Source organism: Chryseobacterium vrystaatense, assembly GCF_000737765.1.
GTDB classification, from domain to species: domain Bacteria; phylum Bacteroidota; class Bacteroidia; order Flavobacteriales; family Weeksellaceae; genus Chryseobacterium; species Chryseobacterium vrystaatense.
This window is the reverse complement of record NZ_JPRI01000010.1, coordinates 369,761-392,534: the sequence shown is the minus strand read 5'-3', so window position 1 is coordinate 392,534 and position 22,774 is coordinate 369,761. Positions and strand designations below refer to the sequence as shown.

Sequence of the window (22,774 nt, the reverse complement as noted above, 5' to 3'; positions counted from 1 at the left end):
TGACTGCAATTCCGAGTTCTCGTGCGAGTTCCGAGATATTAGTTCGCTCATTACTTAATTGAACGGCTTTGGTTTTAAAAGCTGGATCGTAGATTTTTCGCTCTCGTTTCATAAGTTAAAATTAAGGTTTTATGCTTAACTTTAACTGGAAGCTAAATTAGGATATCCAGGGTACAAGTGATGGATAAGGGGGCTGCTATAGTAATCGCAGCATCCATTACAACAATTGTAGACTTTTGATACTGGCAGTCTGAAGGTGAAGTAACGGTGACTTTGTAAGTACCTGGAGTTGTAACAGTGTTAATTGCTCCCGTAACCCCATTTGACCATAAAAATGTATCTCCGCTTCCCTGTGCTGTTGCTGTCAGTGTGGTGAGTATTATTCATTTAAGATGAATATTATACAGTGATTTATAGTAAATTACGACATTTATCAATTAAGAAGAAGAGGTCGTAGGAAAATAATTTTGTTATTTGTTTTTGATAGTCGTCTGATTTTTAGGCTATTAACGGTATTGAATCCTATTAAAATAAATTAATCACAAGGAAATTTTGTTTTATTTTATTAAGAGTTAAGTTTTTAACATAAATAGTGGTTATTTCATATGTAATTTGAATTAATTCTACCGTTGTAGTAATCGGTCTATTGGTGTTAATCGAAACAAATCTATTTTTTAATAATATAATTTGCGGATTACCAAAAAAATGCTAACTTTGCAACCCAAAATGAGATGTAAAATATGTTAATAATTCCAGTAAAAGATGGGGAATCCATCGACAGAGCATTAAAAAAATATAAAAGAAAATTTGATAAAACGGGTACAGTTCGTCAATTGAGATCTAGACAAGCGTTTATTAAGCCTTCTGTAACTTTAAGACAATCTAGACTGAAAGCCGCTTACAAACAAAGAGGGCTTAGCAAGGAAGAGCAGGCTTAAGATTTTTCTTAACCACATACTAAATTCACTTCTTAAATATTCGTATATTTGAGAGGTGAATTTTTGTTTTTATACCTTATGTGATGTTGAATAAATATTTAGAATATTTACAGTTCGAAAAGAGGTATTCGCCTCATACCGTTACAAGCTACAAAAAAGATCTTGAGGATTTTTCCCATTTCTACCTCAGGACAGAGGCTTCAGAAGATATTTCCCGGGCAGATAAAAAAGTAATCAGAAATTTTATCGTTGAATTGAGTGAAAATAATATTTCAAAAAGAAGTATCAACAGGAAACTGTCGTCACTCCGAAGTTTTTATTTATTTCTTTTGAAAATAGGGGAGATCAAAGTTTCTCCCACCGAAAGTATCCCTTCCCTTAAGTTTTATGCTGAAAAACAGATTCCTATCTCACAGGAAGAAATGCAGACACTTAGCGACCGTGTTCTCACAGATCAGCATGATCTGCTCGAAAAATGTATTATAGAAGTATTATATCAGACCGGTATCCGTAAAGCCGAGCTTTGTGGCCTGATGTTTGAGTATGTTAACTTAGACGGAAACGAGCTTAAGGTCATAGGAAAAGGAAATAAAGAACGCTTTATTCCTGTCTCCCAAGATTTGTCGGATCTGCTTAGAAGTTATCTCGAAATAAGGAAACCTGAAAGCGAATATAAATCATATTTTTTGGTAAATAAAAAGGGTAAAAAACTCTCAGAAAAATTTGTTTATGTGGTAGTTAATAAGTACCTTAGTCTTGTAACAACGAAAGAAAAAAGAAGTCCTCACATCCTTCGGCATAGCTTTGCTACGCATGTTTTGGATAATGGGGCGGAGATCTCCAAAGTAAAAAAAATATTAGGGCATTCCAGTCTTGCAAGTACTCAAGTCTATACGAATGCCAATATTGAACAATTGAAAAAAGTGTTTAATCAGGCTCATCCTAGAGCATCTAAAAAAGAAGAATTATGAAGATCACAGTTCAATCAATTGGTTTAACTCCACACGAACCATTAGAATCACACATTGACAAAAAAGTAAGCAAGTTGGAAACCTTCTATGATAAAATTCATGAGTGCAAGGTGTTCCTAAAAGTTGAAAACGCTTCGGATAGAAACAATAAAACTACCGAACTTATCCTGGCCGTTCCGGGTGACGATATCGTGGTAAAAAAGACATCTGAAACTTTTGAAGAAAGTTTGGACCTTTGTGTTGATACTGCTAAAAAGCTACTAATCAAGAAAAAAGAGATGGCGTAGAAAAAAAAGATAAAAAAAGTCATAAAAAAGTTTGAGAATTCAAAAAAACCGTTCTATATTTGCACTCGCAAAAAGGGAACAGCGTTCTTTTGAATTCTTTTTAATTATGCCTCCATAGCTCAGTTGGCTAGAGCAGCTGATTTGTAATCAGCAGGTCGTGGGTTCGAGTCCCTCTGGAGGCTCATTTAATATAAACTTTTGGGAAGATTCCAGAGTGGCTAAATGGGACTGACTGTAACTCAGTTGCTTCGGCTTCGCAGGTTCGAATCCTGCTCTTCCCACAATTTATATTAAAAAAAAGTCTTGCAGGTTTCAAGAAGTTTTCTTAGATTTGCAAACCGTTAAACCAATAGTTTTGGAAACAAAATTGCGAAAGTAGCTCAGTTGGTAGAGCGTCAGCCTTCCAAGCTGAATGTCGCGAGTTCGACCCTCGTCTTTCGCTCAAAGAGTCAGACTGAAAAGAATGATTTTTTTAACTACTGAAAAGCTTAGAGTAGAATTTTCTCAAAAGCTTTCAGTCACAACATTAAAATTGCCTCCATAGCTCAGTTGGCTAGAGCAGCTGATTTGTAATCAGCAGGTCGTGGGTTCGAGTCCCTCTGGAGGCTCAATTTTAATATAAACTTTTGGGAAGATTCCAGAGTGGCTAAATGGGACTGACTGTAACTCAGTTGCTTCGGCTTCGCAGGTTCGAATCCTGCTCTTCCCACAATTTATATTAAAAAAAGTCTTGCAGATTTAAAAGGATTTTCCTAGATTTGCAAAGCGTTTACCAATAGTTTTGGAAACAAAATTGCGGAAGTAGCTCAGTTGGTAGAGCGTCAGCCTTCCAAGCTGAATGTCGCGAGTTCGACCCTCGTCTTCCGCTCAAAGAAAATCATGCTTATTTAGTGTGATTTTTTTATTTAGTGCCGACTTAGCTCAGCGGTAGAGTGCTTCCTTGGTAAGGAAGAGGTCACGGGTTCAAGTCCCGTAGTTGGCTCTCGAAATTTCCCGAATTTTTTTCGGGATTTTTTTTTACCCATATATGAATGACAAGTTCATTTTAAATCCCTTCCCAGGGTTTTTATAAAATCAATTTTGCTGTTTTATTATTGACTGAAAAGAGTAAATAAGCGATTGAAAATTTAAGTAAGAAATTCCTCTTAAATATTTTATCGCTTCAGTACTTAAGCAGAAATCATAAAATTTTCGTTAAATTCGTATCAAATATATTTTTGATGAACATTCTTTTATTGGAAGATGACCTTATCCTATCGGCAGAACTCTGTAGGTTTTTGGAATCAAACAGCTTTACCTGTGATAAGATCTATGACGGAGAAACCTTTCTCCGCCAGATCAAAAACAATACCTATGACCTCTATCTGCTGGATATTAACGTTCCTAAAATAAATGGACTTGATGTCTGCCAGACCATTCGTTCTTTCGATAAAAATACGCCGATCATTATCATTTCGGCTTATGGAGATATCTCTGATAAAAAAGATGCCTTTACCAGGCTTGCTGATGATTATCTGGTAAAACCTTTTCAGTTCGAGGAACTGCTGTTAAGAGTCAATTCACTGTTGAGGCGAAAATCTCCTTCCGATGCTGCTGATCAGGATATCATCAGAGTAGATGACCTGATCATCAATAAAACAGAGCAGAAAGTCTATAGAGCAGGCAATGAAATAGCCCTCACCCTGAAAGAATTTCAACTGCTGGTTTATCTTGCCGAAGCACAGGGAAGAACGGTTTCCAAACAGCAGATTACAGAACACGTATGGGAACATAACTTCAATACGAATACCAATACCGTAGAAGTCTACATCAATTTTTTGAGAAAGAAAATCGATAAAGATTTTAAACTTAAACTTATTCATACCCGTTCCGGTTTCGGATATTACCTAAGTACATTGTAAATGTCTTTAAAAAGAAAGATAGCATTAACGATCAGTATCGCTTTTTCCCTGCTTTTTGCAATGGTAATGGCGGTGATCTACCTGTCTTTTAATGATTTCAGAAGAGATGAATTTAAAGAAAGATTCCGGCAGCGTCTGGAATTTACTTCAAACTTCATTTCAAAGTCTAAAGATTTTGAGGAAGAAGCTCCGATTTTTTTTAACGAAAACTCAGACAATATCCTTCTCAATGAAACAATTTTGATCTTTAACACAGATAAGGAGTTGATATACAGTACGATTAAAGATCGTAATGTGACCTGGGATAGTGCACTTCTCAAGGAGCTGGATGAAAAGAAAATCATTTACACCGAAAAAACAGTTCCCGAGATCTATGCCGCGCTTCGGAAGATCAATGGAGAAAATTACTATATTCTCACCAGTGCATTTGATACCAATGGAAAATCAAAACTAGAATTCCTGAAGTATCTTTTGATCACGGCCTATGTGATGAGTACGCTTTTGATCGGATTTTTCAGCTACTATTTTATGGGGCAGTTCCTGCGTCCTTTAGAAGATCTGAATACGGAAATTTCAGAGGTTACAGCCCACAAACTCACCAAACAGATTCCTGTTCAGGATTCGAACGATGAGATCAATGTTCTGGCAAAATCCTTTAACACGATGATTGCAAGGCTGGATGATGTTTTTCAGTCGCAGAAAGATTTTACAGCAAGTGCCTCGCACGAAATCAGAACCCCCATCACAAGAATGGCATTTCAGCTGGAAAACCTGATCAAATTCGAAAAACACTCTCCTGAAACACTTTCTTCTTTAAAGCAGATTCAGAAAGATGTTTATCAGTTATCGGATCTTACAAATTCACTTTTGCTTCTTACAAAATTTGACAAAGAAAATATCCAGAGTATATATGAAGAAGTGAGGATTGACGAAGTTATTTTTGAAGCTTTTGAAGCGGTGGAGAAAAGTTATCCTGCCCTGAAACTGGATTTCCTTATTTCTGAAGATACTTCGGAAAATGGCCTTCTTACAATTAACGGTATACATTCTCTGTTGACTATTGTCTTTATAAATCTTTTTAAAAATGCAGCGGTATATTCAGATGATGCCGAGGTCGATGTTTTGATCACAGAAAGCAATGATGAGCTTATGGTTGATATTACTTCTCGTGGAAATACCATTCCGGAAGAAGAGCAGCCAAAATTATTCGAAGCGTTTATGAGAGGTAATAATTCTCAGAATATCTCAGGTTCCGGTCTTGGACTTCGAATTGTCAAAAGAATCCTTGAATACCATGGCGCGCAAATCAAATATTCTTCTCCGGCTGAAAACGCCAATAAATTTGCGGTCACATTTAATAAACAGCTTTAATCTTATCCTGTTTTAGCACTTTACTCTGTAGTACCATAAGACGTGAAACATCTTAGTCTGTCTTAAATTATTTTTCACGTAAAAATTATGTCTGTCCTTTACTGTGTTTTTTAGCTGGTAATCTTAAATGGGTAGTGATAAATGTAGTATTTATCGCCATTCTAAACCAAATTTAATTTTTTTTTAAGGCTGCTTTAAGGTCATTTTAATCGTATAGGGGCAATTTTGTATCATAAAAAAAGATAGAATGAACAAAATTGCAGGACTGTTTATTGCCATTTCCTCATTCATGGCAGGGCAGCAGCAGATGTCACTATTGGATTGTGAAGAGGCTTTTCAGAAAAACAATCTTCAGCTTCTCGCAGAACAATACAACATTAATATGGCCGATGCGGATATTCTGCAGGCTAAGATTTGGGAGCTTCCGCAGTTAAGCGGACAGATTAATGCCTACAATCCTGAAGGTAAAAAAGCTTTTGATATAGGGCATGCTAAAGGAGCAGAGATTACCCAGCTCATCTATATGGGTGGAAAGAAGAAAAATGAAATTGCTTTTGCAAAATCAAATAAAGAACTGGCCCAGCTCCAGTTTTCACAGCTTCTGGTGGATTTGAGAACCCAGCTTCATACCGGTTACTTCAATCTGTATTACGAAAAACTGAAACTCGACAATACCAATAAGCAATTGGGATACATGAATGATCTCTTAAGTGCTTACCGTGCTCAATCTGCAAAAGGAAATGTTTCCCTTAAAGACGAAGTAAGACTTCAGAGTCTCGTGATCCAGCTCAATAATGATAAGCTGGGTATCAATAAAAATATTCTTGAATTTGAGCAGAATTTAAAAGTACTTACGGGAATTTCAGACGATATAGAACCACAGCTTTCTGATGCTGATGCCAAAGAAATTCTTGCAGCACAACCTTTCGGAGACGAAGATGAATTAAAGAAAAAGGCGCTGGAAAATAATTCTGATTATCAGTATTTCTTAAAATTAATTGACAATAGTAAATTATATGCTCAGTGGCAGAAATCACTGAATATTCCTGACCTTAATGTAGGAGCCGGATGGGATCAGAACGGAGGGACCTTCAAAAATGAGGTCAATCTTATGGTTGGAATTCCACTGCCGTTATGGAAATCCAATCAGGGAAATGTTGAAAAAGCAAATTATGCCATCCAACAAAATCAGAAAAATGCAGATTACCAGAAACTAAACCTTGAAACTAAAGTGCAGTCAGCATATAAAACCTGGAAAAGCCAATATGATCAGCTTGCCGAGATCAAAACCACAGACCTTAGTAATATGGAGCTTGTATACGACGGAATGCTGAAAAATTTCAGAAAAGGAAACGTTAACCTTATAGAGTTTACAGATTTCATGGACAGCTACAGACAAACGGCTCTCCAGATTTACGATATGAAGAATGAGATCATGCAGTCAGCAGAACAACTTAATCAACTAATACAAACGAAAATCTTCTATTAAGCAATGAAAAAATATGTAATCCCTGTACTGATAGCCCTGTCTTTGTTGTCATGTACAAAAAAAGAAGAAGAAAAAGCACCTCAGGCAAAAAAAGGTTTTGAACTGAGCAATACGATGCTGAGCTCGATCTCTTTAGCCAAAGTTGAGAAAAAAAATATAGAAGACCAGTATAGCTTTTACGGTAAAATATCTGCTGATAAAAACAGCTATATTGATGTATATCCTTTGGTCGGTGGAAATGTGTTAAGCGTAAATGCTGAGCTTGGTGATTATGTGAAAAAAGGACAGGTTTTGGCTACCATCAGAAGTACCGAGCTGGCCGAAGTACAAAAAGATGTAAGTGATGCAAAGACCGATATGGTTGTTGCTCAAAATAACCTGCGTGTAGCCAAAGAAATGTACGAAGGTAAATTGAATACGGAAAGAGAAGTTCTTGAGGCCAAAAGTGTATTGCAGAAAGCACAGGACCAGATGCAGAGAGCGACTGCTGTAAGTACAGTTTACAATGTGAAAAAAGGAAATATCTACAGTGTTGTGGCACCTATCAGCGGATATATTGTCCAGAAAAACATCAACAAAGACATGCAGCTGAGAAGTGACAGAAGTGAGAATATTTTTGATGTAGCCAACACCACCAATGTATGGGCAATCATGAACGTCAATGAAGCTGATATTGAAAAAATAAGCCTGGGAATGAAAGCACAGGTTTCTACACTCTCTTATCCCGATAAAATTTTTGATGGAAGAATTGATAAAATATTTAAAATCATTGATCCGGAAACCAATTCGATGCAGGCAAGAGTGGTGCTGGATAACGCCAACGGGCTGTTGATTCCGGAAAGCAAAGCAACCATCAAAGTTTCAAGTTCTGAAAACAGCGCGGCTCTGACGGTACCTTCCAAAGCGGTGATCTTCGATGATAACAGAAGTTTTGTAGTGGTTTTCAAATCGAGGACCGATATCAAGGTTAAAGAAATAAAAATATTAAAACAGGTAGGAGACATCACCTACTTAGCCGGAGGTCTTTCAGAAGGAGAAGAAGTGATCACAAACAATCAGTTGTTGATCTACCGCTCTCTGAACAGTTAACCAATCTTCATACCGAGTCAACAATGTATTGGATTCTGCCGGATGGAGCGTCGTTGCGCTTAAATAGGTATTATATGCACTTGCATTGAAGTTTTTATTATATCCAATATTTCTTTCAACGGCTTTTTTAGGTCATCAATTTAATCGATCATGAATAAATTCATTAAAAATATAATTGCTTTCTCGTTAAAAAATAAAGCATTTACCTTTATCTGGGTCGCTATTTTGGCCATTGCGGGTTTTATAAGTTTCAAAAATATGCCCATTGAAGCTTTCCCTGATGTTACCAATACCCAGATCGTTATTATAACCCAATGGAATGGGCGAAGCGCAGAAGAAGTGGAACGTTTCGTCACTACACCCATCGAGTTGGCTATGAGCCCGGTTCAAAAGAAAACAAGCGTAAGAAGTACCACGATGTTTGGTCTCTCTATTGTTAAAATTCTTTTCGACGATGGGGTGGATGATACTTTTGCCCGAAATCAGGTCAATAACCAATTAAGAACCGTAAGCCTTCCTGACGAGGTGGATCCGGAAGTTCAGCCACCCTACGGGCCTACCGGGGAAATTTTCAGATATACCCTGGAAAGTAAAACAAAAGATTCAAGAGAACTGCTGACCCTGCAAAACTGGGTAATCGACCGTGCTCTGAGAGGCGTTCCGGGAGTAGCAGATATCAATGTTTTCGGAGGCCAGGATAAAGTTTTCGAATTAAGTATTGATCCGAGAGCCTTAGATAAATACAACCTTACCCCTCTTCAGGTGTATGATGCCGTTACCAAAAGTAATTTGAATGTAGGAGGTGATGTTATTGAAAAAAACGGACAGGCTTATGTCGTAAGAGGAATAGGTCTTGTGAAATCTATTGCAGATATCGGAAATATTACCATCCAGAATGACAGCGGAAACCCTGTGCTGGTGAGATATGTAGCAGATGTTCATGAGAGTTCGATGCCCAGAGTAGGACAGGCCGGGCTTAACAAACATGAAGATACGGTAGAAGGAATCGTTGTAATGAGGAAAGGGGAGAACCCCAGAGAAGTTCTGGTTGGGGTAAAGGCCAAAATTAAAGAGCTTAACGAAAAAGTCCTTCCGAAAGATGTCAAAATGGTGACATTCTACGACCGTGACAACCTGATGGATTTTACGACACACACGGTAATGCATAACCTGATTGAGGGGATTATTCTTGTTACCGTGATTGTATTGATCTTTATGGCAGACTGGAGAACAACGTTCATTGTTTCTATTATTATACCACTGTCGCTATTATTTGCATTTTTATGTTTAAAGCTGGCAGGAATGAGTGCGAATCTGCTTTCATTAGGAGCGGTAGATTTCGGGATCATTATTGACGGAGCCGTCGTCATGGTGGAAGGCCTCTTTGTGATGCTCGACCATAAAGCCCTTAAATACGGAACAGAAAAATTTAATAAACTGTCAAAAGGAGGCTGGATCAAGCAGACCGGAACAGGTTTAGGAAAGGCGATTTTCTTTTCAAAATTAATTATCATCACCTCACTTATTCCAATCTTCTCTTTCCAGAAAGTAGAAGGAAAGATGTTCTCACCCCTGGCATTTACTTTAGGATTTGCCTTGATAGGAGCCTTGATTTTTACGCTGACTTTAGTTCCTGTTCTTTCGCATATTCTTTTAAATAAGAATGTAAAAGAAAAGAATAACCCATTTGTGAATTTCTGGGACAGAATTGTCCTGAAAGGATTCAACTATACGTTTAAACATAAAAAAATGAGTTTAATTGTTGCGGTTTCCTTCATGGTAGTAACATTATTCTCCGGGAAATTCTTAGGAACGGAATTCCTTCCGCAGCTGAATGAAGGCTCACTTTGGATCACAGCAGAAATGCCGATGAGTTCCTCATTGAAAGAATCCCTTAAAACAGCAGATCTTTTAAAGAAAGATATCATGAGCTTTTCTGAAGTTACGGATGTTCTGGCTCAGACTGGAAGAAGTAACGACGGAACAGATCCGAACGGATTTGGATTTGTGCAGTTTGCTGTCAACCTCAAACCTAAAGATGAATGGAAACGGAAGATCAGCTACGAGCAACTGATTGAAGAGATCGATAAAAAGCTTAGAACCTATCAGGGAATTACTTTTAATTATTCTCAACCCATTTCAGACAACGTTGCTGAAGCAGTAGCAGGTTTTAAAGCAGAAAATGGAATTAAAATTTACGGTGACAATCTGGAAACCTTAGATAAATTAGCTGATGAAGTATTAAAACAGATCAAAGATGTAGACGGAGTAAAAGATCCGGGTATCATTAAAAATATTGGGCAGCCGGAAGTAAGCGTTGTGCTGGACAGAGATAAAATGGCGGCTTACGGAGTGATGCCGGATGATGCACAATCTGTTTTGGAGATGGCTTTTGGAGGAAAAACAGCTTCAGAAATGTTTGATGGCGAAAGAAAATTTCCGATTCGTCTCCGTTATTCTCAGGAATATAGAAAAGATGAAAATGATATTGCTTCATTAATGGTTCCTACGCAGGACGGAGCAAAGATCCCGCTGAAAGAGATCAGTACCATTGTAAAAGACAACGGGGCCGCATTTATTTACAGAGATGATATTAAAAGATACATTGGGGTTAAATTTTCGATCCGTGACCGTGACTTAGGAGGTACCATTGCTGATGCACAGAAAAAAGTAGCCAATATAGATCTGCCGGATGGTTATTCCATCGGCTGGACAGGTCAGTTTGAAAATCAGCAGAGAGCTTCACACAGACTGGCGCAGGTGGTTCCGATCAGTATTCTTGGTATTTTCTTCCTGTTATTTATTCTGTTTGGGAATATGAAAGATTCGTTATTGGTATTGGCCAATGTACCTTTTGCACTGATTGGTGGAATTATAGCCCTCCATCTTACCAGAATGAATTTTGGAATTTCCGCAGGAGTGGGAATGATCGCTTTGCTCGGAATATGTATCCAGAATGGAGTCATCCTGATTACAGAGTTTCATCAGAATGTCAAAGATGGATTGACTTTAGATAATGCCATATTAAACGGGGTGAAATCCAGAACACGCCCTGTCATTATGACTGCGTTGATGGCTTCAATAGGATTAATGCCGGCAGCCCTGTCTACAGGGATTGGGTCAGAGTCTCAGAAACCTTTGGCGATTGTAATAATTGGAGGTTTAATTACTGCGACTGTATTAACCCTGCTGATTTTCCCGATTATATTCTGGATTTTCAACAGGACGAAAAAGTCCCAACAGATTTAATATTTCTTCTATCTATAATAAGTGAAGCGCGGAAAACATTGTTTTCCGCGCTTCTTGGTATCGAAATAATAATTATGAGTCTTTTAAAATCCTAATCCTACTGCAAAAGCTTTTACAGGATTTGGGTAATCCGAAAGAGGTGTAGCCGCTCCCGATGTCGTGTTGATCGTATAAAGCTTTGTGGAGGCTCCCACAGAAGCCATTAAATAAGCTTTCTGGCTTACGCTTCCAATATCAAACCCATTGGTATTCGTAATATTAATTCCCAAAGAACCGGTTTCCACTAAAGTTCCGTTGTTGGGTGGATTTTGCTGATACAGTTTATCTGTGTTATGATCAATCACAAATAGAGTAGTAGCTGTTGTTCCTGTGAAATTATTCGTGTATGCAGCTGCACTGATCATTGCTCCTGCAGGATTAATGGTTGTGTCCACTGCAGTAATACCTCCGGTAACAGGGTCTAAACGAAGGTTCTGTCCCGTATTGCTGACGACCCGTATTTTGTCAACGACCGGATTAAAATCAAATCCAAAGTCAGTTCCTGCAAGTAAAGTGGCAAAGGGAGAACTTCCCACTGCGGTAGCGGCACCTGTCCCCAGATTAATGGTGTAAATTCTGCTTGAACTTCCCAAAGCATACAGTTGACCGTTCAAAGGACGGAAATCAATACCTAAAATATTTTCCCCGCTTTGCAGGCCTGCTACTGTTTTAGAAACGGGCATTGGGCTGTTCGGATTAAATATCTGAAGATTATTGGAATTGTCAATGGCATAAGCTACTGCTTCAGTAGGAATGGCAAGATCAATAATAGGTTGTTGAAGAGATCCTATAAAAGTTGTTTTACCGTTATTAAGGTCTAAAATATGCAGCTTATCACTTAAAGCCAGTAATGCTGTGGTGTTATCGTATTTAATATCAAAGGCTGCCTGTCCGGAGAATGTCGCTCCAAGATTTCCTACTTCTACCAAAGTTCCGTTGTTGGGAGGATCCTGTTTAAATAATTTTCCGGCGGCAGGATCGATATCATATAAAACAGTAGAGGAAGCTCCGGCTTTGCTGTTGGTATATGCCACTCCGGTAATGCCTGTACCTGATGTATTGGTATCGGTAGCTGCGACAGCCCCTGTTTCTGGATGCAGTCTTAAATTTTGTCCGGAATTACTGACCAATCGAATTCTGTCAACAGTTGGATTAAAATCAATAGAAACGATGCTTCCGGAAACTGCTGGCGTGAATGCTGTAGAACTTACTGTTCTTGCAGAGGCGGAGGATGTATTGATGATATATAATTTACTCGCATTGGATAAAGCGTATAGTTCTCCTGTAGCAGGTCTGAAATCGATACTCATTAATTTTTCACCTGCGGGAATTCCTGTCACTGCTGTTTTTGCAGCAAATATTTTGGGATTATTGGCATTAAAAGAAACGAGTTCATTCATTCCTGTAAGGCCGTAAGCCATAAGATCGGGACCGGTCACATTGGGTTCCGGAATCATCATCTGATCGTCAGAATCATTGCATGAAAAAAAAGTGGTCATGGTAACGAGTACCAAAAAGAAGTGTAATAGTGCTCTCATAATATTATTTTTAATGGTTTATAATATGTACGAGAAAAGATATAAGGCGGTTTTTAAACCGTTAATTTTGATGAAAAAAAAATATTTTTGGGCTCTATATTATTAAGAATTAATCAGATACTTTATAATTTCAAATAAAATCGTTTATGATGATTTTTTTCAATCCGGAAATTTGTGTAAATTTGCAGTCTCAATACATTGAAATATAAGGTTTGTGCTTCTTTGATTTGAATATTGAAATTTTTTTTCAGGAAAAAGGTTTTGGTATTTAAAAAATCATTATATTTGCACACCGAAAAATTGAAAAATAATAAAATAAATAATTTTAAATCATGGCAAAGGAAACGTTTAATCGTAACAAACCACACTTGAACATTGGTACTATTGGTCACGTTGACCATGGTAAAACTACTCTTACAGCTGCAATTTCTGCTGTATTAGCTAGCAAAGGTCTTGCTGAGAAAAAAGACTTCTCTGCAATTGACTCTGCTCCAGAAGAAAAAGAAAGAGGTATTACTATCAATACTGCTCACATCGAATACGAAACTGAAAAAAGACACTATGCTCACGTTGACTGTCCAGGTCACGCGGATTATGTAAAGAACATGGTAACTGGTGCTGCTCAAATGGACGGAGCTATCGTAGTATGTGCTGCAACTGACGGTCCTATGCCTCAGACTAGAGAACATATCCTACTTTGCCGTCAGGTAAACGTACCAAGAATCGTTGTTTTCATGAACAAAGTTGACATGGTAGATGATGCTGAGTTATTAGAGCTTGTTGAAATGGAGCTTAGAGACTTACTATCTACTTACGATTTTGACGGAGATAACTCTCCAGTAATTCAAGGTTCTGCATTAGGTGCTCTTACAGCAGCTACAGCAGCTACTCCTGATACTGAAGACAAGTGGTTCAAGAGCGTTGAAGAATTGATGGATGCTGTTGATAACTGGATCGAGCAACCACCAAGAGATACTGACAAGCCATTCTTGATGCCAATCGAAGACGTATTCTCTATTACAGGTAGAGGTACTGTTGCAACTGGTAGAATCGAAGCTGGTATTATCAATACAGGTGATCCTGTTGATATCATCGGTATGGGTGAAGAAAAATTAACTTCTACTATTACAGGAGTTGAGATGTTCAGAAAGATCCTAGACAGAGGAGAAGCTGGTGATAACGTAGGTCTATTGTTGAGAGGTATTGAAAAAACTGACATCAAGAGAGGTATGGTAATCGCTAAGAAAGATTCTGTTAAGCCACACAAAAAATTCAAAGCTTCAGTTTATATCCTTTCTAAAGAAGAAGGTGGACGTCACACTCCATTCCACAACAAATACCGTCCTCAGTTCTACGTAAGAACTACTGACGTTACAGGTGAGATCTTCTTACCAGAAGGTGTAGAAATGGTAATGCCTGGTGATAACTTAGAGATCACTGTAGAATTGTTACAGCCAATCGCTCTTAACGTAGGTCTTAGATTTGCGATCAGAGAAGGAGGTAGAACAGTTGGTTCAGGTCAGGTTACTGAAATCTTAGACTAATCATCTTAAAATAAATAAAGCTTCCGGAAGGAAACTCTCGGAAGCTTTTTATCTACGGGCATCGTCCAATGGTAGGATACCGGTCTCCAAAACCGTTGATCAGGGTTCGAATCCTTGTGCCCGTGCAAATATTAATTATGAGTTCATTTGTTGATTTTTTAAAAGGTTCTTATAACGAATTCAGACATAAAGTTGAATGGCCAAAGTGGGCTGATCTTCAGTCTTCTACTATTGTAGTAACTATAGCTACAGTGATATTGGCGTTGTTTACCTTTGGAGTTGATGAATTGTTTTCAAAAGCAATCAGCAACATAATTGGAATGCTAATTAACGTGTTCAACTAAAAAAAGTATTTTCCCATAATGAGCGAATTGAAATGGTATGTGCTGAAAGCAATCAGCGGACAGGAAAATAAAGTGAAAAACTATATTGAGACAGAAATCAAACGTTTAGGGTTTGAGCAGTACGTTACTCAAGTGGTTATTCCTATGGAAAAGGTTATTCAGATAAGAAACGGTAAAAAAGTTCCTAAAGAGAAGCCTTACTATCCTGGATACCTGATGATCGAAGCTGATCTGATGGGTGAAATTCCACACGCAATTAAGAATATTCCGGGAGTAATTTCCTTCCTGAGTTTGACGAAAGGTGGTGATCCTGTTCCAATGAGAAAGTCTGAAGTAAACAGAATGTTGGGAAGAATGGATGAGCTTTCAGAATTTGCAAGCGATGTTGAGATTCCATACATTGTAGGTGAAAACGTTAAAGTAATTGACGGACCTTTCAATGGATTCAACGGAACTGTTGAGAAGATTCTTGAAGACAAGAAGAAAATCGAAGTGTCTGTATTGATCTTCGGTAGAAAAACTCCAATGGAGTTAAGCTATATGCAGGTAGAAAAAGTATAATTAATACTTTTAAAATATATTGAGACCGCTTTTAAGCGGTCTTTTTTTGTTTCCAATCCATATTATTTGAAATGTTTAAAAAATCCGTAAGTTAGATGTTGATTATTGCGAAGTTCCTAAAAATGGGGGTTTGTTTTAAATTAGTTTTCACGAATTTGTGATAATTCAGTATATTCTTGCTGTAATAAAGAATTATTTTTTGATTTATTCTCATGTGGCATGTTTCTTGTAAAGAAGTAACCGATTAATCCATAAAGTTTTATTTCTACAACTTTTTATACTATGCATAGCAAGTATAGTGGCTTTGTATGCCTGTTTAAGATTGAAGAAAGAATAACTATACCGGAATTAGTAAAAACAAACACAATACATAGATCCAATGACGAAAATTATTTCGACGGTGCTTTTAACAGGCACTGTACTCATGAATGCGCAGGTTGGTATAAATACTCCTAATCCTGAAAAAGAACTTTCAGTGAATGGTACCATGAAGACCTCCGGTATCGTATTTAAAAGTCCTTTAGAAAAATTGGGAACAGATGAGAATTATACATTCATTATTAAGTCTCCTGCTCCTGAAAATAAAATTACGGCCTACAATGATTCTTTTGTACCTAATTCTCCGGCGCCAATTAATCTTATTCAGTTTAAAATTACCTGCGACCCTACAGATAAAGACTGGGTCAACCAGTTTGATACCAAGATCAATTCGAACAAATTTCTTGTTGTAATTTCTTCTTTTGGATTTACACAGGCAGTACGAACGTATTCTGCAGACTGGCTTACTCCGGTACCCCAGATTTTTGCTTTTTCTTCCGGTGGAACCTGGAAACTGAAAGCTGATTATCAGGGCTTCGCCCCAGACAGTTCTTTTCCTACAGGTGTATGGACACTGAATCTGCTGGTTTTTGACAAAGCCTACGCCAAACAACTGAATACTACCCAAGATCTCGGATCTGCTACTACCGGTTCGGCAGCAGCTCCTTTAATTCAATAAAAACATAATATAATGAAAAAAATGACCACACTCTTCCTTATGGCCGGGACTTTTTTTGCCGCTAATGCGCAGGTGGGTATTAATACCACGACACCTCAGGGAACTTTAGATGTTGTAGGAGAAACATTGGTAGAATCTTACCTTGTAGATACTGTGAATTCTACGGCCAGAGGAAATTATTTTCTTCTGACCCGTTCAAAAGATACTTCTCCTGTGGGGAAAATCAAAATGCTGGATATTTCGCTCCGTAATGTAGCACCTGTCAATATATATACTATTGTTCTGAAAAATGTCAATATGGATAAAGTTGTTAATCTCAACACAGGTCTTGACGCCAGCAAATATGTTGTAGCCGTTACAGGCGGTGTTTTTACAAGTGCTGTTTCAGCTGCGGATACCTCGACGAATCCTAAATCTTTTGGAGCGTATTCTACAGAGGTCACTCAGGTGACCGTAGGAGGAAAAACATATCATGCTATTAATTTAGGTTTTAAAGGAGCCGGTACAGTGTCTTCTGCAAACGGAACCTGGACACTTACCCTGAATGTATTTGAAAAATCCCTGGTTAAAGATTGGGGAACATTCACAGGATCTGTCTCTGCTTCTGCTTCACCGGTGTATTCAGGAGTTTCTGCTAACACGCCTTTAGGGCTTCAATAATGATCAACATGCAAAGAAAAATTTATATTACGATAATTTTGTTTCTGGGAATAGTAATGAATGCTCAGTCGGGAAAAGTTGGAATAAAAACAGCTAACCCCAAAGAAACACTGGATGTGAATGGAGTGACATACACCAATTCACTGTATCTTAGAAATCCTGGAGAGCCTACCATGACAGGAGGGAGCTTTTTAGCGACATCTGAAAATGCACTTCAGCTGTATGATCCCAATTTGGAAAGCAGTGGACTTTTTAACTATCTTAAACTTTCCCTTACCGGAATTTCAGGTGCTGGTGTTACAGATTATGATACTAAAATAGATGCCGATAAATTCCTTATTGTCGTGCACAATTATTCATTTAAAATGAATGATGGTACAACCAATGTTGCTCTTGACTATGGAGATAATGGAACGAATGACAACAGACAGGGTTCTCCTGATGTAGTGGCCTTCAAAAGTAAAGGAACATGGCATATCAGAGCAAGGTTTACAGACAGTAAACTGATAGCTCTTACTTCTGCCAATCCCGGAAGAACGTATAATAATTTTACAATAGACCTCTATCTGATGGCTTATAAAAGGCTCATCACAAAACAAAATATCAATGATATTACGTCAGACCTTGGGGGAACTAACGGCTCCAGCAAGACTGTTAACAGGCCTTCAGGTTTTTAACCGTAGAATAATGATAGAACAAATCAGACGCGGCTGTCCCTTTTGGGACAGCCGCGTCTGAGTGTATGGAGTTCAAAATGGGTATTAATCTTTAATGATTTTTTTAGACAAAGGATTTCCGGACTGATCAGAGGCTTTTAAAATATAAACTCCTTTTGGCAGTTCAGAAATGTCTATCTGATTTCCTTTTGAATTTCTTTTTAAGAGTTGTCCGTCTATGGAATAGATTTCGATATCTTTTAATTCTTTTGAAAAGAACACTTTGTTTTTTACTGGATTGGGATAGATTTTTAAATCGTTTTTGTGAACCTCAGAAGTGGCAAGCATAAGACATTCCGGGTTGTAACTGTCATTGGTGATCGTCCAGTTCTTAGAGTTGGTTAAAGAATTTCTTGCAGCTACTGCCTGTGGAGAAGAATACACCAGTCCGGATGAGCCTATAGATATACTGTTTGGGGTGGCAGATCCGTTTGCCCAGCCAGATAAGGTAGAGTTATAATTAGCACAGGACAAACCGGATGCATCAAGCATAGAATTCATTTGCAGAGCAGAAAGTAAATTCCAACTTCCCAGATCCTGATTAAACATCGCGGCATTTTTAAACATAACACGCATATCTGTTACTACAGCAGTGTTCCAGTTGGAAAGAGGCTGGTTGAAGACCGGATTATCAGCAAACATAGAATACATATTAGTTACATTTGAAATATCCCAGCTTCCTATAGGCTGATTGAAAAGTAAGGCACGGCTAAACATATATCCCATATTGGTAACCATTGAAGTATTCCAGTTTCCGATCGGTTGATTAAATTTTTCTGCTGCAGCAAACATAGAATTCATGGTAGTCACATTAGAAGTGTCCCAGTTGGCTATCGCCTGATCAAAAGCTTTGCTTTCCCTGAAAACACCTTCCATATTGGTCACCGACGACGTGTTCCAATTTCCAACAGGCTGATTAAACTTTGTTGAATTAAGAAACATTCCCCGCATATTGGTTACACTGGATGTATCCCAGCTGGCAATCGGTTGGTTAAACATTGGTGTTGAACCAAACATAAATGACATATCTTTCACACGGGAAGTATCCCAATTTCCAATCGGTTGATTAAACAGCTTTGCATCCATAAACATACCGCTCATATTGGTAACGTTTGAAGTGTTCCAGTTGGCAAGAGGCTGATTAAACTGATGGGTGAAACCAAAAGTACCATCCATATTCGTGATATTGGAGGTATTCCATATTCCTATAGGTTGATTAAATTGCCCGGCATCAAAAAACATAGCCGAGATATCTGTAACATTGGAAATGTCCCAGCTGCTGATGGGCTGGTTAAATAATTTAGCAGAATAGAAACCTTCGTTCATATGAGTCACATGAGAGACATCCCAATTACTGAAAGAAGAATTACCAACTAATTTATAGCATCCTGCAAAAATGCCGGACATATCAGTTACATGTTCCAAAAATGGAAGATCGGTAGCGGTGACATCCATTTCAGTACAGTAATGAAAAGCTCTCTGCATGCTGGACCATTTAATAGCTCCCCACTGGACAACTTCAATGAGTTTATGAACATCTCCGCGCACAGTCAGGTCGGGACCATAAAAACAAATACGGTGAAAACTTCCGTTTTCAGGACTTACTTTTAAAGTATAGGTAGCATTGCCGGGTATGGGATTAAGAGGAGCTCCAAAATCGATCAGAAGAGGTACGCCTACAATTGTCGTTACGTCATTCAGTGTTCCGTTATGGGCAGGATGGCCAACTTCTTCCCAAAAAATTTCATAATCTGTTCCTACTCCGGGGAAGTAAATCTGGGTAGAGGTACTTACTGAAGGAATAAAGCCTGTATTGCTGGGTTTCCATACCGTAATAAACTCATTTTGTGCTTTGAGAATACAACAAAACATTAAAAATAAACTTAAAAGTAAATATTTCAGTTTCATAGATTTCAGTTTTCGTAAATGTAGGAAAAAAAAGTTTTATTACTAATTCTTTCTAAAAATCAACACATTCCATTGGCTAATTCAAAAATATTTCATAATTTTGCAGTCCGAAAAGTAGATTTACTGTATGTGAGTCGGTAATCTGCTGAATAATAAATGCTTCCAAACTCATTAATTATTCAAACTAAAAAAATTAAAAATGGCTAAGAAAGTCTTTAAAATGGTAAAGCTTCAGGTGAAAGGTGGCGCAGCTAACCCTTCTCCACCAGTAGGTCCAGCATTGGGTTCTGCAGGTGTGAACATCATGGAGTTTTGTAAGCAATTTAACGGAAGAACCCAAGATAAGCCAGGGCAAGTTTTACCTGTAGTAATTACAGTATACGAAGACAAATCTTTTGAATTCGTAATTAAAACTCCACCTGCAGCGATCCAGTTGATGGATGCAGCTAAAATCAAAGGAGGTTCCGGTGAACCAAACAGAAATAAAGTAGGTGCTGTATCTTGGGATCAGGTAAAGAAAATCGCTGAAGATAAAATGACAGACCTTAACTGTTTTACTTTAGACTCTGCACTTTCTATGGTAGCTGGTACTGCTAGATCTATGGGATTAAGAGTAACAGGAACTAAACCAACTAACGCTTAAAACTTATTGAAATGGCAAAATTAACTAAAAAGCAAAAAGAAGCTTTAAGCAAAGTAGAAAAAGGTAGAATCTATAACCTTGAAGAGGGTTCAGCTCTTGTAAAGGAAGTAAACACTACAAAGTTTGATGCTTCTGTAGATATCGCTGTAAGATTAGGTGTAGATCCAAGAAAAGCAAACCAAATGGTAAGAGGTGTAGTATCTCTTCCTCATGGTACTGGTAAAGATGTTAAAGTATTAGCTCTTGTAACTCCAGATAAAGAAGCTGAAGCTAAAGAAGCTGGAGCTGATTATGTAGGTCTTGACGAATATTTACAAAAAATAAAAGAAGGTTGGACAGATGTTGACGTTATCGTTACTATGCCAGCTGTTATGGGTAAATTAGGACCATTAGGTAGAGTATTAGGACCAAGAGGTCTTATGCCTAACCCTAAATCAGGTACTGTAACTATGGAAATTGGTAAAGCAGTAACTGAAGTGAAAGCAGGTAAAATTGATTTCAAAGTAGACAAGTATGGTATTATCCATGCAGGTATTGGTAAAGTATCTTTCGATGCTGCCAAGATCAAAGAAAATGCTCAGGAGCTAATCTCGACATTGATCAAAATGAAACCAACTGCTGCAAAAGGTACTTATGTGAAGAGTATTTATTTATCTTCTACAATGAGCCCAGGTATTGCAATTGATACTAAATCTGCTAACTAATAATAATCCTTAAGACAATGACAAAAGACCAAAAAGTTGTAGCAATACAAGAGATCAAAGATTTGCTTCAGGATGCGAAAGTAGTATATGTAGCAGATTTAGACGGTTTGAACGCTGCTAAATCTTCTGATTTCAGAAGACAGGCTTTCAAACAAAATATCAAAGTGAAAGTTGTGAAAAACACACTTTTACAAAAAGCAATGGAGCAAATGGAAGGAGTAGATTACTCCGAAATGTTTGAAACGTTCAAAGGAAATTCAGCATTGATGATTTCTGATACGGCAAACGCTCCTGCAAAATTAATTCAAGGGTTCAGAAAGAAAGAAGATAAGCCGGCTTTAAAATCTGCTTACCTTCAGGAAACTTTCTACGTTGGAGACGAAAACTTATCTGCACTTGCTAACATCAAGTCTAGAGAAGAAATGATCGGAGAAATCATCGGATTACTTCAATCTCCAATTCAAAGAGTTGTTTCTGCTCTTCAAAACAAATCTGAAACTGTAGAAGCTAAAGCTGAAGAAGCTGCTCCTGCGGTAGAAGAAACTCCTGCTGAGGCGGCTCCAGAAGCTCCTGCTGCAGAAAGCACGGAAGAAACTCCAAGTGCTGAATAATTACTCTCAAAAAATTAAATAAATAATCAACAAAAACATTACAACAATGTCAGATTTAAAAAATTTAGCTGAAACGCTAGTAAACCTAACTGTAAAAGACGTAAACGAATTAGCTACTATCCTTAAGGATGAGTACGGAATTGAGCCAGCTGCTGCTGCTGTAGTTGTTGCTGCAGGTGGTGGAGAAGCTGCTGAAGAAAAGACTGAATTCGACGTAATTCTTAAGTCTGCAGGTGCATCTAAATTGGCTATCGTTAAATTGGTAAAAGATTTAACTGGTGCTGGTCTTAAAGAAGCTAAAGATATCGTAGACGGAGCTCCTGCTGCAATTAAGCAAGGAATCTCTAAAGACGAAGCTGAAGCTCTTAAGAAGCAATTAGAAGAAGCTGGTGCTGAAGTAGAATTGAAATAATTCATTTTACGATAAAATAAGAAGCCCGGACAGTAATGTCCGGGCTTTTTTGTGCCATGATATTTCCAAACGGACAAAATTCCCTAAGTGTATTGAAATATGTTTGACACAAACTATTTCATATTCAATTATAATTATTTATTTGATATTAATTAACATAATTAAATACATATTATTCATAGAATTGCATATTTTAACTTAAAATTATAATTAAAATATTGTTTTTGTTGTAAATTAACTATATTTGTATCGAAAAAAAACACACATAACTTGAAAAAGAGTACCATTATTTTTAGTGGCTTTACATTAGCGTATTGCATGAGTATACTGCTTACAATGCAGATTAAAAATTTCGACCGTACATCTGTGGCTGTTCAGAAACCAGCCGTTCCATCGTCTTATACTGATAGGGCAGAATATAGTAGTGACTCTACAGAAAACCACAAAAAAGAGATGGATGCCAATTCTTATATGAAGTTTAGTTCGCCCGTTATTACTCATCTTAAAAATACACGACCAAGTAGGGAACGGAACATGAAAATTTGTAATTCTAAAAACTTAGACCATAATGTATTGCTTTATTCAAGCTCTATTCGTTCAGTAATGTTTTACAGTTCAACGCATAAAACACTTTCTTTTATAAAATCCTGTAAGCAGCGTATTAGTTTTTACTATTTGAATCCTCTATACATGGTTATAGAGGCCATACCACAAAGCCAGTCTGAAAAGTATTCTATAGAAGACTCTAAAAGTCTGGGAGGTTTTGATACGATTGTAGAATTTCCGGATAAATTATCTTAAG

General features: G+C 37.6%; 21 protein-coding genes and 8 tRNA genes. 27 read left to right on the top strand and 2 right to left on the bottom strand.

Going from position 1 to position 22,774, the window contains the following annotated elements; all coding sequences use genetic code 11:
• The first annotated feature begins 740 nt into the window (after positions 1-740).
• The 15 genes from rpsU to IW16_RS21940 all read left to right on the top strand — a co-directional run bounded on the left by rpsU (position 741) and on the right by IW16_RS21940 (position 11,295).
• Positions 741-938, top strand: coding sequence for a 30S ribosomal protein S21 (gene rpsU / locus IW16_RS22010; protein WP_034723363.1), 198 nt, complete (start codon positions 741-743; stop codon positions 936-938).
• Positions 939-1,021: 83 nt separating this feature from the next.
• Positions 1,022-1,909, top strand: coding sequence for a tyrosine-type recombinase/integrase (locus IW16_RS22005; protein ID WP_034749689.1), 888 nt, complete (start codon positions 1,022-1,024; stop codon positions 1,907-1,909).
• Positions 1,906-2,196, top strand: coding sequence for an HPF/RaiA family ribosome-associated protein (locus tag IW16_RS22000; RefSeq protein WP_034723368.1), 291 nt, complete (start codon positions 1,906-1,908; stop codon positions 2,194-2,196). The genes IW16_RS22005 and IW16_RS22000 overlap by 4 nt, the downstream gene beginning before the upstream one ends.
• A gap of 108 nt (positions 2,197-2,304) precedes the next feature.
• Positions 2,305-2,378: transfer RNA gene (locus tag IW16_RS21995), tRNA-Thr, on the top strand.
• Between the two features lie 18 nt (positions 2,379-2,396).
• Positions 2,397-2,477 (top strand) — tRNA-Tyr (locus IW16_RS21990).
• An 88-nt stretch (positions 2,478-2,565) separates the two neighbouring features.
• Positions 2,566-2,638 (top strand) — tRNA-Gly (locus IW16_RS21985).
• A 92-nt stretch (positions 2,639-2,730) separates the two neighbouring features.
• A tRNA-Thr gene (locus IW16_RS21980) sits at positions 2,731-2,804 on the top strand.
• Positions 2,805-2,824: 20 nt separating this feature from the next.
• Positions 2,825-2,905: transfer RNA gene (locus tag IW16_RS21975), tRNA-Tyr, on the top strand.
• 86 nt (positions 2,906-2,991) lie between these two features.
• Positions 2,992-3,064: transfer RNA gene (locus IW16_RS21970), tRNA-Gly, on the top strand.
• 42 nt (positions 3,065-3,106) lie between these two features.
• Positions 3,107-3,178 (top strand) — tRNA-Thr (locus tag IW16_RS21965).
• 238 nt (positions 3,179-3,416) lie between these two features.
• The gene (locus IW16_RS21960; RefSeq protein ID WP_034749686.1) at positions 3,417-4,097 is read left to right on the top strand and encodes a response regulator transcription factor; all 681 of its coding nucleotides are present in this window, start codon (positions 3,417-3,419) and stop codon (positions 4,095-4,097) included.
• Positions 4,098-5,468: an ATP-binding protein gene (locus tag IW16_RS21955; RefSeq protein WP_034749683.1), complete on the top strand. Its 1,371-nt coding sequence runs from the start codon at positions 4,098-4,100 to the stop codon at positions 5,466-5,468. It abuts the gene before it with no gap.
• Positions 5,469-5,715: 247 nt separating this feature from the next.
• Positions 5,716-6,957, top strand: coding sequence for a TolC family protein (locus IW16_RS21950; protein ID WP_084694598.1), 1,242 nt, complete (start codon positions 5,716-5,718; stop codon positions 6,955-6,957).
• Positions 6,958-6,960: 3 nt separating this feature from the next.
• The gene (locus IW16_RS21945) at positions 6,961-8,046 is read left to right on the top strand and encodes an efflux RND transporter periplasmic adaptor subunit (RefSeq protein ID WP_034749681.1); all 1,086 of its coding nucleotides are present in this window, start codon (positions 6,961-6,963) and stop codon (positions 8,044-8,046) included.
• Positions 8,047-8,196: 150 nt separating this feature from the next.
• Positions 8,197-11,295 carry an efflux RND transporter permease subunit gene (locus tag IW16_RS21940; protein WP_034749679.1) on the top strand — a complete coding sequence of 1,033 codons (3,099 nt, stop codon included), beginning with the start codon at positions 8,197-8,199 and terminating at the stop codon, positions 11,293-11,295.
• Positions 11,296-11,378: 83 nt separating this feature from the next.
• Here IW16_RS21940 and IW16_RS21935 read toward each other — a convergent pair whose 3' ends face one another.
• Complete coding sequence (locus IW16_RS21935; RefSeq protein ID WP_034749676.1) at positions 11,379-12,872, bottom strand: DUF4394 domain-containing protein; 1,494 nt, start codon at positions 12,870-12,872, stop codon at positions 11,379-11,381.
• Between the two features lie 332 nt (positions 12,873-13,204).
• Between IW16_RS21935 and tuf the strand changes: the two genes are divergently transcribed.
• From tuf to IW16_RS21900, 7 genes are all read left to right on the top strand, one after another.
• Complete coding sequence (gene tuf, locus IW16_RS21930; protein WP_034749673.1) at positions 13,205-14,416, top strand: elongation factor Tu; 1,212 nt, start codon at positions 13,205-13,207, stop codon at positions 14,414-14,416.
• 54 nt (positions 14,417-14,470) lie between these two features.
• Positions 14,471-14,541 (top strand) — tRNA-Trp (locus IW16_RS21925).
• A 12-nt stretch (positions 14,542-14,553) separates the two neighbouring features.
• Positions 14,554-14,760, top strand: coding sequence for a preprotein translocase subunit SecE (gene secE / locus IW16_RS21920; RefSeq protein ID WP_034702507.1), 207 nt, complete (start codon positions 14,554-14,556; stop codon positions 14,758-14,760).
• 18 nt (positions 14,761-14,778) lie between these two features.
• Positions 14,779-15,321: a transcription termination/antitermination protein NusG gene (nusG, locus tag IW16_RS21915; RefSeq protein WP_034749670.1), complete on the top strand. Its 543-nt coding sequence runs from the start codon at positions 14,779-14,781 to the stop codon at positions 15,319-15,321.
• A 379-nt stretch (positions 15,322-15,700) separates the two neighbouring features.
• Positions 15,701-16,318, top strand: coding sequence for a hypothetical protein (locus IW16_RS21910; RefSeq protein ID WP_034749667.1), 618 nt, complete (start codon positions 15,701-15,703; stop codon positions 16,316-16,318).
• A 12-nt stretch (positions 16,319-16,330) separates the two neighbouring features.
• Complete coding sequence (locus tag IW16_RS21905; protein WP_034749664.1) at positions 16,331-16,978, top strand: hypothetical protein; 648 nt, start codon at positions 16,331-16,333, stop codon at positions 16,976-16,978.
• A gap of 8 nt (positions 16,979-16,986) precedes the next feature.
• Positions 16,987-17,655, top strand: a complete 669-nt coding sequence (locus IW16_RS21900; RefSeq protein ID WP_034749786.1) for a hypothetical protein — start codon at positions 16,987-16,989, stop codon at positions 17,653-17,655.
• 84 nt (positions 17,656-17,739) lie between these two features.
• Here IW16_RS21900 and IW16_RS25890 read toward each other — a convergent pair whose 3' ends face one another.
• A complete protein-coding gene (locus tag IW16_RS25890; RefSeq protein WP_051890574.1) occupies positions 17,740-19,602 on the bottom strand; it encodes a BspA family leucine-rich repeat surface protein in 1,863 nt (620 codons plus the stop codon).
• 199 nt (positions 19,603-19,801) lie between these two features.
• Here IW16_RS25890 and rplK point away from each other — a divergent pair, with 199 nt between their 5' ends.
• From rplK to IW16_RS21870, 5 genes are all read left to right on the top strand, one after another.
• A complete protein-coding gene (rplK, locus tag IW16_RS21890) occupies positions 19,802-20,245 on the top strand; it encodes a 50S ribosomal protein L11 (RefSeq protein WP_034749661.1) in 444 nt (147 codons plus the stop codon).
• Between the two features lie 11 nt (positions 20,246-20,256).
• Entirely contained in the window at positions 20,257-20,949 is a 693-nt protein-coding gene (gene rplA, locus IW16_RS21885) for a 50S ribosomal protein L1 (RefSeq protein WP_034749658.1), read from the top strand.
• A 17-nt stretch (positions 20,950-20,966) separates the two neighbouring features.
• The gene (gene rplJ / locus IW16_RS21880) at positions 20,967-21,560 is read left to right on the top strand and encodes a 50S ribosomal protein L10 (RefSeq protein ID WP_034749655.1); all 594 of its coding nucleotides are present in this window, start codon (positions 20,967-20,969) and stop codon (positions 21,558-21,560) included.
• Between the two features lie 46 nt (positions 21,561-21,606).
• On the top strand, positions 21,607-21,972 hold the full coding sequence (gene rplL, locus IW16_RS21875; RefSeq protein WP_034749652.1) for a 50S ribosomal protein L7/L12: 366 nt from the start codon (positions 21,607-21,609) through the stop codon (positions 21,970-21,972).
• A gap of 270 nt (positions 21,973-22,242) precedes the next feature.
• On the top strand, positions 22,243-22,773 hold the full coding sequence (locus tag IW16_RS21870; RefSeq protein WP_131327955.1) for a hypothetical protein: 531 nt from the start codon (positions 22,243-22,245) through the stop codon (positions 22,771-22,773).
• The last annotated feature ends 1 nt before the right edge of the window (position 22,774 follow it).

Bases quoted from the DNA above. Each gene is read 5' to 3' on its own strand.
- nusG (WP_034749670.1), top strand. From the start codon at position 14,779: ATGAGCGAATTGAAATGGTATGTGCTGAAAGCAATCAGCGGACAGGAA.
- IW16_RS21945 (WP_034749681.1), top strand. From the start codon at position 6,961: ATGAAAAAATATGTAATCCCTGTACTGATAGCCCTGTCTTTGTTGTCA.
- rplK (WP_034749661.1), top strand. From the start codon at position 19,802: ATGGCTAAGAAAGTCTTTAAAATGGTAAAGCTTCAGGTGAAAGGTGGC.
- tuf (WP_034749673.1), top strand. From the start codon at position 13,205: ATGGCAAAGGAAACGTTTAATCGTAACAAACCACACTTGAACATTGGT.
- IW16_RS21950 (WP_084694598.1), top strand. From the start codon at position 5,716: ATGAACAAAATTGCAGGACTGTTTATTGCCATTTCCTCATTCATGGCA.
- IW16_RS21940 (WP_034749679.1), top strand. From the start codon at position 8,197: ATGAATAAATTCATTAAAAATATAATTGCTTTCTCGTTAAAAAATAAA.
- IW16_RS21935 (WP_034749676.1), bottom strand. From the start codon at position 12,872: ATGAGAGCACTATTACACTTCTTTTTGGTACTCGTTACCATGACCACT.
- secE (WP_034702507.1), top strand. From the start codon at position 14,554: ATGAGTTCATTTGTTGATTTTTTAAAAGGTTCTTATAACGAATTCAGA.
- rplJ (WP_034749655.1), top strand. From the start codon at position 20,967: ATGACAAAAGACCAAAAAGTTGTAGCAATACAAGAGATCAAAGATTTG.
- IW16_RS21910 (WP_034749667.1), top strand. From the start codon at position 15,701: ATGACGAAAATTATTTCGACGGTGCTTTTAACAGGCACTGTACTCATG.
- IW16_RS21905 (WP_034749664.1), top strand. From the start codon at position 16,331: ATGAAAAAAATGACCACACTCTTCCTTATGGCCGGGACTTTTTTTGCC.
- IW16_RS22005 (WP_034749689.1), top strand. From the start codon at position 1,022: ATGTTGAATAAATATTTAGAATATTTACAGTTCGAAAAGAGGTATTCG.
- IW16_RS25890 (WP_051890574.1), bottom strand. From the start codon at position 19,602: ATGAAACTGAAATATTTACTTTTAAGTTTATTTTTAATGTTTTGTTGT.
- rplL (WP_034749652.1), top strand. From the start codon at position 21,607: ATGTCAGATTTAAAAAATTTAGCTGAAACGCTAGTAAACCTAACTGTA.
- rplA (WP_034749658.1), top strand. From the start codon at position 20,257: ATGGCAAAATTAACTAAAAAGCAAAAAGAAGCTTTAAGCAAAGTAGAA.
- IW16_RS21960 (WP_034749686.1), top strand. From the start codon at position 3,417: ATGAACATTCTTTTATTGGAAGATGACCTTATCCTATCGGCAGAACTC.
- rpsU (WP_034723363.1), top strand. From the start codon at position 741: ATGTTAATAATTCCAGTAAAAGATGGGGAATCCATCGACAGAGCATTA.
- IW16_RS22000 (WP_034723368.1), top strand. From the start codon at position 1,906: ATGAAGATCACAGTTCAATCAATTGGTTTAACTCCACACGAACCATTA.
- IW16_RS21900 (WP_034749786.1), top strand. From the start codon at position 16,987: ATGCAAAGAAAAATTTATATTACGATAATTTTGTTTCTGGGAATAGTA.
- IW16_RS21955 (WP_034749683.1), top strand. From the start codon at position 4,098: ATGTCTTTAAAAAGAAAGATAGCATTAACGATCAGTATCGCTTTTTCC.